Source organism: Pseudomonas sp. MWU16-30317 (assembly GCF_020515695.1).
Lineage (GTDB): Bacteria > Pseudomonadota > Gammaproteobacteria > Pseudomonadales > Pseudomonadaceae > Aquipseudomonas.
Map to the genome: position 1 here is coordinate 403,401 of NZ_JAIWJA010000002.1, position 16,792 is coordinate 420,192.

Here is a 16,792-nt window from a genome sequence, read left to right on the forward strand (position 1 = left end):
CCGGCATGAAGGCAGTTACCAGGTGAAAGCGCATGATTGATCTGCAGATCGAAGATTTCAAATCGTCCGACGAGAACAAAGCCATGGTGCTGCTGGTCGACGACCAGGCCATGATCGGCGAAGCCATCCGCCGCAGCCTGGCGAATGAAGCCAACATCGACTTCCATTTCTGCGCCGACCCGCGCGAGGCCATTGCCCAGGCGGTGCGCATCAAGCCGACGGTGATCCTCCAGGACCTGATCATGCCGGGCCTCGACGGCCTGACGCTGGTACGTGACTATCGCAATCACCCCTCGACCCAGGACATCCCGATCATCGTCCTGTCGACCAAAGAGGACGCGCTGATCAAGAGCGCGGCCTTCGCGGCGGGGGCCAACGATTATCTGGTCAAGTTGCCGGACACCATCGAACTGGTCGCGCGTATCCGCTATCACTCGCGCTCCTACCTGACGTTGCTGCAGCGTGACGAAGCCTATCGGGCGTTGCGAGTCAGCCAGCAGCAGTTGCTCGATACCAACCTGGTGCTGCAACGGCTGATGAACTCCGATGGCCTGACCGGCCTGTCCAACCGTCGGCATTTCGATGAGTACCTGGAACTGGAGTGGCGTCGCGCCATGCGCGACCAGACGCAGCTGTCGCTGTTGATGATCGATGTCGACTTCTTCAAGTCATATAACGACAATTTCGGTCACCTTGAGGGCGATGAAGCCCTGCGCAAGGTTGCCGATGCTATCCGCGAGGCCTCCAGCCGTTCCAGCGATCTGCCGGCGCGTTACGGTGGCGAAGAGTTCGCGCTGGTATTGCCCAACACCTCCCCGGGCGGCGCGCGGTTGGTAGCGGAAAAACTGCGCCAGAGCATCGCTGCCTTGAAGATCGCGCACAATGCACCGGTCGAGGATTCGTTCCTCACGGTCAGCATCGGTCTGTCGACCATGACCCCGGCGCAGAGCACCAGTTGCCGGCTGTTGATCTCGGCGGCAGACAAGGGCCTTTATCTGGCCAAGCACAACGGGCGCAATCAGGTCGGGATCGAATAGCGGCCTCGGCGGGCATCATTCCTCGCCCGGCGATGCTGCCCTAAAGCCCGGAGTGCGTTATACTCTCCGGCTTTTGAAACGCTACGCACGAGTGCTGCCCGCCATGGAAATCAACCCGATCCTTAACAGCATCAAGGACCTGTCCGAGCGCTCCGAAACCATTCGGGGGTATCTTTGACTACGATCAAAAGCATGAGCGTCTGACCGAAGTCAATCGCGAGCTTGAAGATCCGAGTGTCTGGAACAACCCTGCCTACGCCCAGGAACTGGGGCGCGAGCGCTCCCTGCTGGCGCAGATCGTAGACACCCTCGATGAGATGCATTCAGGCCTGGCCGACGCCAAGGACCTGCTGCAGATGGCTGCCGAGGAAGAAGACGAAAGCGCCGTCGCTGACGTCAGCGAAGAAGTCGAGCGCCTGCGCGAGTCGCTGGAAAAGCTCGAATTCCGCCGCATGTTCAGCGGCGAGATGGACGCCAACAACGCCTACCTGGACATCCAGGCCGGCTCTGGCGGTACTGAAGCCCAAGACTGGGCCAACATTCTGCTGCGCATGTACCTGCGCTGGGCCGACAAACGCGGCTTCGACACCACCATCATGGAGCTGTCGGCCGGTGAAGTCGCTGGTATCAAAGGTGCCACCTTGCATATCAAGGGCGAGTACGCCTTTGGCTGGCTGCGCACCGAGATCGGCGTGCATCGCCTGGTACGCAAGAGCCCGTTCGACTCCGGCAACCGTCGCCATACCTCGTTCTCGGCCGTGTTCGTGTCGCCGGAAATCGATGACAACATCGAAATCGACATCAACCCGTCGGACCTGCGCATCGATACCTACCGCTCCTCGGGTGCCGGTGGTCAGCACGTCAACACCACCGACTCGGCCGTACGTATCACCCACGTACCGACCAACACCGTGGTCAGCTGCCAGAACGAACGCTCCCAGCACGCCAACAAGGACACCGCCATGAAAATGCTGCGGGCGCGCCTTTACGAGCAGGAAGTGCAAAAACGCAACGCCGCCTCCCAGGCTCTGGAAGACACCAAGTCGGACATCGGCTGGGGACATCAGATCCGCTCGTACGTGCTCGACGCGTCGCGCATCAAGGATCTGCGTACCAGTATCGAACGCAGTGACTGCGACAAGGTGCTCGATGGCGACATCGACGAATACCTGATCGCCAGCCTCAAGCAAGGGCTGTAACACCTCTTCGCGCTTCGGCGCGAACAGGGCTGGCCCGCGATCCCTGCCGCAAGGCAGGGGCAACAACCCCGTGATGGAAATTCTAAAGACATGAGCGACCAACAACTCGACCCGCAAGCCCTGCAACAGGAAGAAAACTCCCTGATCGCCCTGCGCAAGGAAAAGCTTGCTGCCGAGCGCGCCAAGGGTCAGGCCTTCCCCAACGACTTCCGCCGTGACCGCTATGCAGCCGACCTGCAAAAGCAGTACGTCGACAAGACCAAGGAAGAACTGGAAGCAGCGGCCATCCCGGTCAAGGTGGCAGGTCGTATCATGCTCAACCGTGGCTCGTTCATGGTGATCCAGGACATGACCGGGCGCATCCAGGTGTACGTCAATCGCAAGACCCTGCCGGAAGAGACCCTGGCCTCGGTCAAGACCTGGGACATGGGCGACATCATTGCTGCCGAAGGCACCCTGGCGCGTTCCGGCAAGGGCGACCTGTACGTCGAAATGACCACCGTGCGCCTGCTGACCAAGTCGCTGCGCCCGCTGCCCGACAAGCACCACGGCCTGTCCGACACCGAACAACGCTACCGCCAGCGCTACGTCGACCTGATCGTCAACGAAGACGTGCGCCAGACGTTCCGCGTGCGTTCGCAGGTGATCGCCCACACCCGCGCCTTCCTGATGAAGCGTGACTTCCTGGAAGTCGAGACGCCGATGCTGCAAACCATCCCCGGCGGTGCTGCGGCCAAGCCGTTCGAGACTCACCACAACGCGCTCGACATGGGCATGTACCTGCGCATTGCGCCGGAGCTGTACCTCAAGCGCCTGGTTGTCGGTGGCTTCGAGAAGGTCTTCGAGATCAACCGCAACTTCCGTAACGAAGGCGTCTCGACGCGGCACAACCCCGAATTCACCATGTTGGAGTTCTACCAGGCTTACGCCGATTACGAAGACAACATGGACCTGACCGAAGAGCTGTTCCGTGAACTGGCGCAGCTGGTGCTCGGAACGACCGACGTGCCTTACGGCGACAAGGTGTTCCACTTCGGCGAGCCGTTCGTGCGCCTGTCGGTGTTCGATTCGATCCTCAAGTACAACCCCGAGCTGACCGCCGATGATCTCAACGACATCGACAAGGCCCGCGCCATCGCCAAGAAAGCCGGCGCCAAGGTGCTCGGTTTCGAAGGCCTGGGCAAGCTGCAGGTGATGATTTTCGAAGAGCTGGTCGAGCACAAGCTGGAGCAGCCGCATTTCATCACCCAGTACCCGTTCGAAGTGTCGCCGCTGGCACGTCGCAACGATGACAACCCGAACGTCACCGACCGTTTCGAGCTGTTCATCGGTGGCCGTGAAATCGCCAACGCCTACTCCGAGCTGAACGATGCCGAGGACCAGGCCGAGCGCTTCATGGCTCAGGTGGCGGACAAGGACGCCGGTGACGACGAAGCCATGCATTACGACGCCGACTTCGTCCGCGCTCTGGAGTACGGCATGCCGCCGACGGCCGGTGAAGGTATCGGTATCGATCGCCTGGTGATGTTGCTGACCAACTCACCATCGATCCGTGATGTGATCCTGTTCCCGCACATGCGCCCGCAAGCCTGATGCAGTGAATAAAAAGCCGCCTCGCAAGGGCGGTTTTTTTATGCAACACACACCGGCCCCTTCGCCGCCGAACGCGCAACCTTGCTCCCACAGGTGTACGCCGCTGCATCTGTGAACATTGTAGGGGCAAGGCTTGCTCGCGAAGAGGCCGGTGCTGATACCGTAAAAAATCCATTACACACAAGGAAAGTCTGTAAGTGATCCCCGCAATGGCACCACAGGGCGCAGCCGGCCTGGCCACCGACGTGGCAAACAACGTTCGTTATCAAGGCCGCAAGGCCACTCGTCAAGGCAGCGAACAACGCCGCCAGGACATTCTCGATGCCGCCATGCGCATCGTCATCCGCGATGGCGTGCGAGGCGTTCGCCACCGTGCCGTGGCCGCCGAGGCCAATGTGCCGCTGTCGGCCACCACCTATTATTTCAACGACATCGAAGACCTGCTCACCGACACCTTCGCCCAGTACGTCGAGCGTAGCGCGGCCTATCTGGCGCGCCTGTGGACCAACAACGAAGAACTGCTACGCCAGATGGCAGCCCGTGGCGATCGCAGCCCCGCCGCTCGCTCGCGCCTTGCCGACGACATCGCCCAGACCACCGCCGACTACATCCAGCACCAGTTGCGTACCCGCCGTGACGCTCTGATGGCCGAACAGGCCTTTCGCCAGGAGGCCTTGCTGTCGCCGCGCTTGGCTGAACTGGTGCGCGCTCACCAGGGGATTCTGCTGCAAGGCGCCTGTCAGCTGCTGCAAGTGCTGGGTGCCCGAGAGCCGCAGGAAGATGCCAAGGTGTTGACGGCGATCATCGGTCGGATGGAGTATCAAGGCCTGCTGAGCCCAGGCAATAGCGCCACGGACGCCGAGATGCTTGGTATCCTCACCCGCTACATGCACCGGGTCCTGGCCGCTGCCTGATCCGGCCGGCACTGACAGCAATGCTGCCGAGGAAGGCAACTGACGGCTTCACCAGCGAGGGAAGGGGTTTTGGACGAGTACCAGCAGACCATACGCACGCTGTCCGATCGCATCGTCGCCGCGCAGACGCCCATTCGGGTGCTCGACGCCGTCAAGTGGGACGACAGCATCAAGCAGGCATTCCTCAAGGCCAAGGGCAAGGCACTACCGGAAGTCGACCGCGCCTGGTATCAGAATCGCCCGCTGGCGTTCGACTCCAGTGCGGTCAAACTGGAATTCCAGAACATCGAGCGCGACATCACCCGGCGCCTTGGGCAGTTCAGCCCGGTCGGGCAAATCATGCGGCGCATGTGCAAGGAATACCGGATGGTGGTGCGCATGCTCGAGGCGCGCGGCACCGAAGACTTCGGCCTGATCTCCCAGGAGCTTTACGGCGCAGCCTCGGATGCCTTTCATGCCGGCGATCCGACCCTGGCCGACCTTGGCCTGATGCTCTCCGATTACCTCAACAATATTGCCGGGCGCGGCGACCTCAAGGATGAAGCCAAGACCTTGACCGCCAAGGACGCCGTGGCGCTGTTGCAAACTCGCCTCAACCGCGTTTTTGGCGAGGCCGAAAGCACCATCCGCGTGTTCGAGTCCGATGGTATCGTCGCCGATGCCGCGGCTGGCGCCGACTACATCAAGGTGCGCAGCGACGCCATGTTCAACGAGCGCGACGTGCGCGCGCTCGAAGTGCACGAGGGCCTGGTGCATGTCGGCACCACGCTCAACGGCCAGAACCAGCCAATCTGCACATTCCTGTCCAAGGGCCCGCCCTCGTCGACGGTCACTCAGGAAGGCCTGGCCATCCTGATGGAAATCATCACTTTCGCGTCCTATCCCTCGCGGCTGCGCAAGCTCACCAACCGCACGCGAGCGATCCATATGGTCGAGGAGGGCGCGGATTTTCTCCAGGTGTTCGAGTTCTTCCGCGAGCAGGGTTTCGAGATGGCCGAGAGCTACGGCAACGCCAGCCGCGTGTTCCGCGGCTCGACGCCGACCGGTCTGCCGTTTACCAAGGACCTGTCGTACCTCAAGGGTTTCATCATGGTCTACAACTACATCCAGCTGGCCGTGCGCAAGGGCAAGCTGGAGCAGGTGCCGCTGCTGTTCTGCGGCAAGACCACTCTGGAGGACATGCGCACCCTGCGCCAGTTGGTCGACGAAGGCCTGGTCGTGCCGCCCAAGTACCTGCCCGATCAGTTTCGTGACATGAACGCGCTGTCGGCCTGGATGTGCTTCTCCAACTTCCTCAATCACCTGAGCCTGGATCGTATTGAAGCGGACTACTCGAACATTCTCTGAGGTCGCACGGCTGGCCGTGCTCCTGGCGCTGCTAGGCCTGGCGGGCTGCAGTCAACTGCTGTTCTATCCCGAGCGCGGTCAGCCGTTCACCCCTGACAAGGCACACCTGCAATACCGCGACCTGACGCTGCTGGCCAAGGACGGTACGCACCTCAACGCCTGGTGGCTGCCGGCCAAGGCCGGGGTAGCGGTCAAGGGTACGGTGCTGTTCCTTCACGGCAACGGCGGCAATATGGCCACGCAGTTGGGCGGCAGTTGGTGGTTGCCCGAACAGGGCTATCAGGTGTTGATGATCGACTACCGCGGCTATGGCCTTTCAACCGGCAGGCCAAAACTGCCGGACGTGTACGAGGATATCGATGCCGCGCTGGACTGGCTCGACCAGGCACCCGAGGCGCAGGGCGCACCGCGCATTCTGCTGGGCCAGAGCCTCGGTGGCGCCATGGCGATTCACTACCTGAGTGAGCATCCTGAGCGTTTGCGGACTTTCAAGGCGCTGGTGTTCGACGGGGTGCCGGCCAGTTACCGAGATATCGGCCAGTACGCGCTGAGTGAGTCGTGGCTGACCTGGCCGTTGCAGGTGCCGTTGTCGTGGCTGGTGCCCGATGGCGACAGTGCAATTCGCTCGATCACGCGTTTGAAGGGCGTGCCCCAGCTGTACTTCCATAGTATCGACGACACCATCATCCCCGTGCGCAACGGTATCGCTCTGTACCAGATCGCCCCGCCGCCGCGGGTGCTGCAGCTGACCCGCGGTCCCCACGTGCAGACTTTTGCCGACCCGACCTGGCGTACCGTGATGTTGAGTTTCCTGGACGATCCGCATCGCTTCAGCGGCTTGCGACGCTTGGCGCAGATTCCTGATGATGGTGACGCCAGCGGCCGTTGAGCGCGGCCGCTGATGGGGAAGGGAAGCCGCCTGTCAGGGACAGGCGGCTGGGTGCCACGCCTCATCAGTGACGCGAGGATGGCCCGGGTTGTGGCTCCAGCAAGGCGTGGGTCAGGTCCAGTCTGGCCTGGGCGACCCGCCTGGCCAAGGCCTCATAGGCGGCGCGGTACTGATTGCTGTTTAGGCTCAGCACCTGCGGCAACGGATCGAGCCGGCCGAGCTGGCCACTGCCGATCAACACCTGGCGCAAGTGCTCGCGTTCCATCTCGCTCAACTGCGGCGGCAACTCGTCGTCGCCACTCGCCGCGTCCAGATACTCGCCGAGGCGATCTCGCCACTGATTGATGGCTCCGATACGGTCCGCGTGGGCCGAGTCGAGAAAGCGCTGCCAGTAAGGTTGTTCATTGAGGTAATCAGGCAGCAGCTCGGCTTGCGGCGCCAGCACGGCCGAGTACGCCGTGTCGAGCATGTCCTGAGTGACCCAACTGGTGTAGCTGGTGAAAACCTGAGAGGTCGGCTGGTCACGCAGGCCCAGGCGTGTTGCCAGGGCGATGCGGAAATACAGTTCGATCTCGCTGTAGTCGATCGAGTGTCCCGCCAGGCGCCAGGTGGTGATGTTGGCGGTGACATGCTCCTTGAGCCGGTGCACGCGCCAATGGCTGGTCGCCAGTGCGATCAATTCGCCGCCGGCCGCCGCATCGTCGGCCTTGGCCAAGGCCTGGTCGGCGTGCAGCAGGTTCTCCATCTGCGAGAACACCACCGCATCGCGGTCGACGCAGCTGATCGCCTGGCGGGCCTGTTCATGCAGGGCCTGGCGCAAGTCGGCAGTAAAAGCCCCGCGCACCAGTGCCTGGATCCGTGCGCGCATGTTCGCCTCGGGTCGCCGCGCCGGTGCGGACACATCGACACGCAACAGCAGGGAGAAAAATTCGGCGATCGACGACTCGCCGGGTATCAGCAGCTGCATCGCCTGGGCACGGTCGTCGCTGGACATCCCCTCGAACAAACGTGGGGCGTCGCGCAGGGCGTTCTGGTCGCGTACCTGTGGTCCTTCGTCTTCCGAGGAACCTTGGGAGCCGGAATCCTCATCGTCATCGTAGACGTAGTTGCCCGCCTCAAGCATCTCCGCGTCGAAGCGCCCGCGCTGAACCACGGACAAGTGGGCAGTGGACATGTGCAAGCCACGGGTGCGCCCGGCACCTTCGGGCACTTGGGTGATGGGGACGCGCCGCAGATCGGCGCTGACCACCCGCGGCAGGTTCTCGAGCCCCTCGGGCCACTGATTGATGGTCCCTTCCAAATGCGAGAGATCGACCTCTTCCAGATGTTGCAGGTTCGACAGGTTGGGCATTCGCGACAGCGGGTTGATGGACAGGTCGAGGCTGCGCAGTTGCTGCAACGTGCCCAGGTCTGTCACGTCTGCGTCGCTGAGGACGATATTGTTTTCACCCAGGTTCAGCGTCATCAGGTTGGTCAGCCGACCGAGTACGGCGAACACCTCGGGGCCGAAGCTGGTCTGCGAGCTCTGTATGGTCAGGGTCTGCAGCGAACCGCTGGCCGTGACTCGGGTCATGTCTCTGGCGCTCCAGTTGAAGGGGCGCACGCGCATATCGTTGAGGATCAGCGTTTGCAGGTTGCCCAGGGTGCCGAGCCGCGCCAGGCTTGCGGGGGACAGCGCGGTGCGCGAAAGATTGAGCGCGCGCAGTTGGCGCAGGCTCAGCAAGGCGTCGGGCAGTTCGGTCAGCGGCAGGTTGATGAGTTCCAGGCGTCGCAGGTTGGGCAGTTGCTGCAGCATCGTCGGCAGGTTGTGCAGCTGCGTGATGTTCATGACCAGCAATGAAACCACTGAAGTCAGTGGCACAGGTAGGGACGGCAGGCCGATGTCGACATTATCGAAATGCAGACTGTGCTCATGCCCGACGATATGCGCCTCCCAGGCGTATGCCAGTTGGTGTGTCATCTCGGCGCGATGGGAGCGAATCGTCTCGTCACTGCTTTGAGCGAGCCAGGCATCGAGCGCGTGGTCGAGTTGATGGCGTTCCTGTTCCAGTTGCGCGATGCGGGCAGCGATGGGTTGATTCTGGGTGAGCAGGCGATTGATGTAGCGATCGGCGCTCATGATCGGGATCACCAGACGCTGGTGAGTGACCAGGCGCGCCAGTCGAAGGTGGGAGGGTTCACGCTGGAACAGATCATCCTCGGCGTTGGCGGGGCTGCGTTGCACTGCATCGATCGTGGGGGGCGTCAACCAACTGCGCCGTACAGGCAGGCCCAGCAGCAGTCGCGCCCGTGTCGGCCGTGCCAGCGCCATCTCCCGCAGGCGTTGGTGCAGACGCTCGGGCTCGTTGAGGCCAACACCGAGCAGCGCTCGCTGGCGCTCGGAAAGTGCGAAGAGCAGGGCACGGTAGAAACCGTACTCTGTCATGTCCTGGGCCAGCATCACTTGCGTCGCGGTGCTGGTGCTCCAGCCTTCCTCGTCGTCCAGGTACACCGAGGTGGTCTCGACATCGGTTTCACCAAGCTCGGCCAGCGGGGTGCCGAAGCGATCGCCGCTACGCAACAACAAGGCGGTACCGGGTTGCCAGCCATCACAGTGTTCCAGCAGGCGCACCGCCAGCACGAAGGTGTCCTCGTTGATCGACCAAGGCACGGTGAACCCTTCCAGGGCACGGGTCAGTCTTGCGTCATGCTCCAGCGCTCGAGCGTTTTCGGTGAAGTCCAGCGGCAGGCGCGCGGATTCCGAGGTCAACAGCGCGCGCACGCTGCCCTGACTGGAATGCAGCATGCGTCGGGCGGCGCTCAGGGGCATGAGTGGGTAGCGTTGCTGAAGCTCTTGCACGGCATGATCGGTGTCCAGCTGGGCCAACTCGTAACGATGGGTGACGATCGCCCGGCTCAGCCGCGCGAACCATTGCAGGTAGAGGTCCAGAGAGGGAGGTATGCAACTGTCATCGCACGGCAGAGGCGTGGGGGTGGAGTCGCCGCTGCGAGTCACGCGTCTTGAATGGGGGCGAGGCTGTTGGCCGTTGCGGATCGCCACTGCCTCATAGAACGCGTCCAACTGGGACACTTGGTCACCTTCGGGCACGGGCATGCCCTTGGCGATCAAGGCCATGATCTGGCTGACCTTGTCTTGAATACGAGCACGTTGCAACACATGCAGGAGCAGCGCTGGCACTGGCTTGTCCAGTTGATAGACCTGGCGCAATTCGGCGTTGCTGACGCCGCTCACCCGCCCCAGCTCCAGCAGGCGTTCATCGGCCAAGCCCGCGCTGACTGGCCCCAGGCGGCGCAGCAAGGCCAGGCGGTCCCAGTATTGCGGCTGTTCGAGGTGATGATGCCAGGCGCCCGCACCATTGTGCCGCAGCGCCGGCAGATGAACCCCGCCAGCACTGGGGTGCACCAATCGCCAGGTGCCTTTGGCGGTCTTTTCGATGCGGTAGAACGCTTGGTTGATCGCGATTGCCTTGTGCTCGCCCGCGGTATAGATGCCTTGCGCGTCCGGTTCGCCGGTTGGGCTGTCGGCGCTGCTCAGGCGGTAGTCGCTGAGGTCTGGCAGCCAGCGCCGGTAACCGCTCGCGTCCTGCAACTTGACTGCCCTGAAAGGCGCGAGCCAGTCAGAGGGCGCGCGCCCTTCATCCTCTTCGCCAGGGCCGATACCGACCCCGGCGCCCAGCAGCAGATGTTCCTGCAAAAGCGTGGCATAGCTGGGGCGCAACGCTTGCAGCGCCTTGGCCGACGGTGCGTCGAGGGGGATCAGGTACCGGGCATCGGCGAGCAGCCGCGCCGCCATTTGGCTGTGAGCGTAGCTGCGCAGCGTCTGTTCCAGTGGCTGGGCCGCCATCGGCAGATCAAGCACAGCCTGACGCCCGGCCCAACTGGCCAATACCTGTTGCTGGTGCGCCAGCGCAATGAAGCGGCTGAAATACTGCTGGAACCCGCTGTCGAGCAGGTCCCGGCGCAGGCTGGTGAAGAAGTGCTTGCGGGTCGGGTACTGTTTGAGCGGGTGCTGTGGATGGCCGGGCACGAAGGCGACACACGGCGCGTCATCGTCATCCGGGCCTAGCAGGATGATGTCGGCCAGCACGATGTCGGTGTGCAATTGCAACGCCGCGCACACCGCTACGCCTGTACCGAGGTAAGGGCCTTGGTCGGCGAATTCTGGCGAGTCGGTATGGTATGCGCCGATGATCCACTCCAGCAGGGTCCGGCCCTCTTTGCCCAGCGTGCCTCGAAGCGTCGCTCGCGTGAATTCCTCGCGCAGGGTGGCCAGGTAGGCATGTTCCTTGGCGCTGCGCAGCGTCGAGCTGTCCAGCGCGCGGGTCAGGTTGTCGATGTAGTCGATGTTCAACGGCTGTTGTTGGTAAAGGGCCAGCAGCGTCCGCGGGGTGATGTCTGCCGCGTCGCTGTGGGTCAGGATGGTGCGGTGATGGTGATAGAGGCTATGCAGCGCGACGAAGGCCTGGGTGGCTTCACGCCTTGCCAGGCGGCCACTGCGCTGGTTTTCAAGCAACTGGCGACGCTCCTGAGGGGCGGCGTCGCGCAGCCAGGCGGGCTCGTCGGCGGATTCGAGAGGCGACACCAGCGTGTCGTATTGGCGGGTGGACGATGTGGCGTTGCTGTCGGTCATGATGCTCATTCCACTGGGATCGGAGGCGCTATTGATCCTGTGAACGAGCCTCATGGGGCGGTACATGCCTGCCGCCCGGCCATCCGGTGGCGGTGCTAACGAGCGTGCATAAAAAATCCCGCCTGGGCGGCGGGATTTTTTCAGCATTCAACGATGCGCTGTCACTTCATCGAAGAGCGTGGCGCAACTGGCTGGTTGTCGTTGGAAATGGTCACTTCCACACGACGGTTCATGGCACGGCCCGAAGCGCTGTTGTTGTCCGCTACCGGGTACTCCTTGCCATAGCCCTGCGACACTACGCGAGATGGGTCGACGCCCATCTTCACCAGCGCCAGGCGCACGGAACCGGCACGACGCTCGGACAGACTTTGGTTGTAGGCGGCGGAGCCGGTGCTGTCGGTGTAACCCTCGACAATCACTTTGCGATCGGGATTTTCTTGCAGGAACTGGGCAAGTTGGTTGACGTTGACCAGACCGCTTGATTTCAGATCGGCTTTGTTCAGGTCGAACAGCACATCACCGAAGGTCACCAGGGTGCCGCGGTCAGTCTGCTTGGCATTCAGGCTTTGCTGCAGCTTCTTGATCTGCGCATCGCGGTTGTCCAGTTGCGCCTGAGCACGCTTGGCGGCAGAGTTTTTCAGCTCTTCTTCAGCCGAGCGCAGGGCGATGGTTTCTTTCGCCACTTCTACGCGCTGGTTGGCGAGGTAAGAGATCTGCGTGACCTTTTTCTCGTCATCCTTGTTGCGGAAGGCCTGGTCAGCCTTGTCCAGCCACTCCGAGGCGTCCTTGGTTTCCAGGGCGGCCAACGTGCTGGATTTGGGGTTGCTTTGCAGCCCGGAGAAGTTGGTGCGGGCTTGCTCCAGCTCGGCGTTGGGTTGCGTGGAGCAGGCGGCCAGGCCGACGCTCAGGGCCAGCAGGGCAGGGATCATCAATTGCTTGCGCATAGCGGTAGTCCTTTTATCAATTCTCGATGCGATGTCGAATCAGTGCAGCGCTTACTGAGCGGGCTGCTGGAGGTTGTACTGACCTTCCTTGCGGATGTCCTGTACGCCCTGATTGGCATCCTGAACGGCTTTCTGAGCTTTCACGGCCTGAGCCTTGCGCTCGGCGACGCGGGCATCCCATTCGGCCTGTTCGGCGTAAACCTTGGCCTGTTCGTAGTTTTCATCGTGCATGGCCAGTTCGGCCTGCTTGAACTTGTCCTGGGCGGACTTGGTTTCTACCGCGGCGTATTCAGTGCCGCCAGCGCTGACTGCGCTGTTGACCGCTGATTGTGCCAGCGCGTATTGCTCGGTGGGCGGGTTACCGGCGCAACCGGCCAGGATCAAGCTCGAACCCAGCGCCAGGGCAGCCAGCTTGAGCCCGCGCAGTTGAGGAAAAGCAGTGACGGCAGGACGGGTCTTCATGATTTTCAACTCCATAGGAAAACTCCCAAAACAACGAATATCCATGACAGCGGCGAACCTGCTGCGCCTGTTGTGGGCGTCATGCCAAGGTGCCTTTTTCTGCAATGGCTAAACTTTGGGACTCAAGGGATTTTTGAATAGTTCAGAAAAAATTCCGATCGGAAGTAATTCTGGTGCTGAACGGCTGACGCAGATCAACGGGCGGCCCATGGATTCCTGCGGGAGCAAAGCTTGCGCATCCGGCAGCGATGGGGGCGGCACAGCCTGCACCTGCGCAAGCAGGCTGGACCCCTGTTGGCACTGATTGCCGCTTCACAAGCGGAGCTCTTTTTCCCGCAGGATTGCAGCATTTTTCAATCCGGGGCGGTGAGATCCTGCAAGCGCTGACGTGACAGCGCCAGGAATCGCGGGGTAGCGCCGACGTCTTCGTACAGCGGGTCGCCTTCCTCGTCAGTGGCGATCACCTTGGTGCCCTTGACGTAAGGGAAGCTGGCTTCGAGCTCCTCCAAGGCGGCGCCGATCAATTCGCCGAGCAGTTCTTCAGGATGATGCTTGGGGTACATCTCGGTCAGCGCCGCCAGGCGGGCGGCCGACTCGACGTCTAGATGGATGTTGTAGCCGGTGTCGGTCAGGCGGCCTTTGGCACTTTCTTCCCAGTGTTGCGCGAGCTCGCGAATCTTCATGTGGACCTCATCAGGCGGCGGGTTCCCCATCCGGTTCGATGCACTCTTGTAAGAATGCATGACGATGGGCACTCTAGGGTTTAGAGCGGCGCGCGGGCTGATTGTTCACCTTCGGCGTAACGCCTGACCTGTTCTTTACCACTGAATCAACGCCTGTAACCCCCGACAACAATGCCAAGACACGGAGAGTACGGATGACCGATATCGATGCCCGCTTGCGCGAGGACGTTCACCTGCTCGGCGAACTGCTGGGCAATACCGTACGCGAACAGTACGGCGATGAATTCCTGCAGAAGATCGAGCGCATACGCCATGGCGCCAAGGCTGATCGGCGGGCCACCGGAGACGATGGTGCCGAGCAGCTGAGTTCCAGCCTCAAGGATCTTGGCGAAGACGAACTGCTACCGGTGGCGCGTGCGTTCAACCAGTTTCTCAATCTGGCCAATATCGCCGAACAGTATCAACTGATTCACCGTCGCGACGCGGACCAGCCCGCGCCGTTTGAATCACGGGTACTGCCGGAGCTGCTCGAACGCCTCAAGGCCAGTGGGCACAGTGCCGAATCCCTCGCCCGGCAATTGGGCAAGCTGCAGATCGAGCTGGTGCTCACCGCGCACCCGACCGAGGTGGCGCGCCGCACGCTGATCCAGAAATACGACGCCATCGCCGCGCAACTGGCGGCCCAGGACCACCGCGACCTGATCCCGGCCGAACGCGAGCACATCAAGCAACGCCTGCAACGCCTGATCGCCGAGGCCTGGCATACCGAAGAAATTCGCCGTACCCGGCCCACGCCCGTGGACGAGGCCAAGTGGGGCTTTGCGGTGATCGAGCATTCGCTCTGGCACGCCATCCCCAACTACCTGCGCAAGGCCGATCATGATTTGCATGCCGCCACGGGTCTGCGTCTGCCGCTGGAGGCGGCGCCGGTGCGCTTCGCCTCGTGGATGGGCGGCGACCGTGACGGCAACCCCAATGTGACGGCCGCCGTGACGCGTGAAGTGTTGCTGCTGGCGCGCTGGATGGCCGCCGACCTGTTTTTGCGCGATGTCGATCAACTGGCCGCCGAGCTGTCGATGCAACAGGCCAGCCCGGCGTTGCGCGCGGTAGCAGGCGACACCGCCGAGCCCTACCGGGCGGTGCTCAAGCAGCTGCGCGAGCGCTTGCGGGCGACGCGCAACTGGGCTCATGCCTCGCTGGTGCAGACCCAGCCGGCGGGCGCTGAGGTGCTGGACAACAATCGTGATCTGCTCGAGCCGCTGCAATTGTGTTTCCAGTCGTTGCATGAATGCGGCATGGGCGTGATCGCCGATGGCCCGCTGCTCGATTGCCTGCGTCGCGCCGTAACCTTCGGGCTGTTTCTGGTGCGCCTCGACGTGCGCCAGGATTCCTCGCGGCACACCGGGGCCATGAGTGAAATCACCGATTACCTGGGGCTAGGCCGTTACGCCGATTGGGACGAAGACGCCCGCATCGCCTTTTTGCTGCGCGAACTGGCCAGTCGGCGCCCGTTGTTGCCGGGGCATTTCAAGGCCAGTGCAGACACCGCTGAAGTCCTCGCGACGTGCCGAGAAGTCGCTGCAGCGCCAGCGGCGTCGCTGGGCTCTTACGTGATCTCCATGGCCGGCGCGGCTTCCGACGTACTGGCGGTGCAGCTCTTGCTCAAGGAGGCCGGCCTGTTGCGCCCCATGCGCGTGGTACCACTGTTCGAAACCCTCGCGGACCTGGACAACGCCGGCCCGGTGATCGAGCAGTTATTGCTGTTGCCAGGCTACCGCAGCCGCTTGCATGGCCCGCAGGAAGTGATGATCGGCTATTCCGATTCGGCCAAGGATGCCGGCACCACGGCGGCGGCCTGGGCGCAGTATCGAGCGCAGGAAACACTCGTGCAGATCTGCCAGGAGCAACAGGTCGAGTTGCTGCTGTTTCACGGCCGCGGCGGCACGGTCGGGCGCGGTGGCGGCCCGGCGCACGCGGCCATTTTGTCGCAACCGCCGGGCTCGGTGGCCGGACGTTTCCGTACTACCGAGCAAGGGGAAATGATTCGTTTCAAATTCGGTCTGCCGGCCATCGCCGAGCAAAACCTCAATCTCTACCTGGCGGCGGTCCTGGAAGCGACCCTGTTGCCGCCGCCGATGCCGGAGCCTGCTTGGCGCACGGTGATGGACCAGATGGCCGCCGATGGGGTCAAGGCCTACCGCGCGGTGGTGCGCGAAAACCCGCAATTCGTCGAGTACTTCCGCCAGTCGACTCCTGAGCAGGAGCTGGGCCGTCTGCCGCTGGGCAGCCGCCCGGCCAAGCGCCGCCAGGGCGGGATCGAAAGCCTGCGGGCCATTCCGTGGATTTTCGGCTGGACCCAGACGCGCCTGATGCTGCCGGCCTGGCTGGGCTGGGAGGCGGCGCTCGAAAACGCTCTGGCGCGGGGCGAGGGCGAGCGTTTAGCGCAGATGCGCGAGCACTGGCCGTTCTTCCGCACGCGCATCGACATGCTCGAGATGGTCCTGGCCAAGGCCGACATGGACATCGCCAGGCTCTATGACGAGCGACTGGTGAGCGCCGAGCTGCTGCCGCTGGGTGTGCAGCTGCGCGACCTATTGTCGCAGTGCTGCGCGGTGGTGCTGGGCCTGACCGGGCAGGTCGAGCTGCTCGCCCACAGCCCCGAAACCCTTGAGTTCATCAGCTTGCGCAACACCTACCTGGACCCGCTGCACCAGTTGCAGGCCGAGTTGCTGGCCCGTTCACGGGAGCGTGAGGCGTCCCTCGACAGCCCGCTGGAACAGGCGCTGCTGGTCACCGTGGCAGGTATCGCTGCCGGCTTGCGCAATACGGGATGAAGGCGGGGCTGATGCCGCATGTGCGTGCATCGGTTGCTGGCATCGCGTACCCCGCCTGCAGCACCGGATTCACGGACCGGTGCACCCCCGGGTTGCACCTTTTGCCGGGGGCGGGTGCCTGCGACTTTCGGTGGCTTGTGTGGGCTGTGCCCGCTGTGTATCTTGATCAGCCTTTTGGCCCTTTTTGTGGCCATGACCGATTTTTGGATAACCCTCAGGCAGTTAGCGTTGTTGGGGGCAAGTTTGACGGTTTTCATATA

Annotated in this window: 11 protein-coding genes; 7 read left to right on the forward strand and 4 right to left on the reverse strand. The window is 62.6% G+C overall.

Annotated features, from left to right (window positions below; translation table 11 throughout):
• The first annotated feature begins 32 nt into the window (after positions 1 to 32).
• The 6 genes from LIX93_RS06575 (at position 33) to LIX93_RS06600 (ending at position 6,979) form a co-directional block, all read left to right on the forward strand.
• Positions 33 to 1,037: a diguanylate cyclase gene (locus LIX93_RS06575; RefSeq protein ID WP_226503208.1), complete on the forward strand. Its 1,005-nt coding sequence runs from the start codon at positions 33 to 35 to the stop codon at positions 1,035 to 1,037.
• A gap of 103 nt (positions 1,038 to 1,140) precedes the next feature.
• Positions 1,141 to 2,236 (forward strand): peptide chain release factor 2 gene (gene prfB, locus LIX93_RS06580; protein WP_226503209.1). Its coding sequence is split into 2 segments (ribosomal slippage): positions 1,141 to 1,212 and positions 1,214 to 2,236, totalling 1,095 coding nucleotides; the frame shifts between segments, so codons are not numbered across the junction.
• A gap of 90 nt (positions 2,237 to 2,326) precedes the next feature.
• Positions 2,327 to 3,829 carry a lysine--tRNA ligase gene (lysS, locus tag LIX93_RS06585; RefSeq protein WP_226503210.1) on the forward strand — a complete coding sequence of 501 codons (1,503 nt, stop codon included), beginning with the start codon at positions 2,327 to 2,329 and terminating at the stop codon, positions 3,827 to 3,829.
• Between the two features lie 209 nt (positions 3,830 to 4,038).
• Positions 4,039 to 4,743, forward strand: coding sequence for a TetR family transcriptional regulator (locus LIX93_RS06590; protein ID WP_226503683.1), 705 nt, complete (start codon positions 4,039 to 4,041; stop codon positions 4,741 to 4,743).
• Between the two features lie 69 nt (positions 4,744 to 4,812).
• The gene (locus tag LIX93_RS06595) at positions 4,813 to 6,090 is read left to right on the forward strand and encodes a flavohemoglobin expression-modulating QEGLA motif protein (protein WP_226503211.1); all 1,278 of its coding nucleotides are present in this window, start codon (positions 4,813 to 4,815) and stop codon (positions 6,088 to 6,090) included.
• The gene (locus tag LIX93_RS06600) at positions 6,062 to 6,979 is read left to right on the forward strand and encodes an alpha/beta hydrolase (protein ID WP_226503212.1); all 918 of its coding nucleotides are present in this window, start codon (positions 6,062 to 6,064) and stop codon (positions 6,977 to 6,979) included. The genes LIX93_RS06595 and LIX93_RS06600 overlap by 29 nt, the downstream gene beginning before the upstream one ends.
• Positions 6,980 to 7,043: 64 nt before the next feature.
• Here LIX93_RS06600 and LIX93_RS06605 read toward each other — a convergent pair whose 3' ends face one another.
• The 4 genes from LIX93_RS06605 to LIX93_RS06620 form a co-directional block, all read right to left on the reverse strand.
• Positions 7,044 to 11,609 (reverse strand): NEL-type E3 ubiquitin ligase domain-containing protein, encoded by a 4,566-nt coding sequence (locus LIX93_RS06605; RefSeq protein ID WP_226503213.1) that lies wholly within the window; start codon positions 11,607 to 11,609, stop codon positions 7,044 to 7,046.
• A gap of 161 nt (positions 11,610 to 11,770) precedes the next feature.
• Positions 11,771 to 12,553, reverse strand: a complete 783-nt coding sequence (locus LIX93_RS06610; RefSeq protein ID WP_226503214.1) for an OmpA family protein — start codon at positions 12,551 to 12,553, stop codon at positions 11,771 to 11,773.
• Between the two features lie 51 nt (positions 12,554 to 12,604).
• Entirely contained in the window at positions 12,605 to 13,030 is a 426-nt protein-coding gene (locus tag LIX93_RS06615) for a DUF4398 domain-containing protein (RefSeq protein ID WP_226503215.1), read from the reverse strand.
• A 338-nt stretch (positions 13,031 to 13,368) separates the two neighbouring features.
• Complete coding sequence (locus tag LIX93_RS06620; protein ID WP_226503216.1) at positions 13,369 to 13,698, reverse strand: pilin assembly protein; 330 nt, start codon at positions 13,696 to 13,698, stop codon at positions 13,369 to 13,371.
• 194 nt (positions 13,699 to 13,892) lie between these two features.
• Here LIX93_RS06620 and ppc point away from each other — a divergent pair, with 194 nt between their 5' ends.
• On the forward strand, positions 13,893 to 16,532 hold the full coding sequence (ppc, locus tag LIX93_RS06625; protein ID WP_226503217.1) for a phosphoenolpyruvate carboxylase: 2,640 nt from the start codon (positions 13,893 to 13,895) through the stop codon (positions 16,530 to 16,532).
• Positions 16,533 to 16,792: the final 260 nt, after the last annotated feature.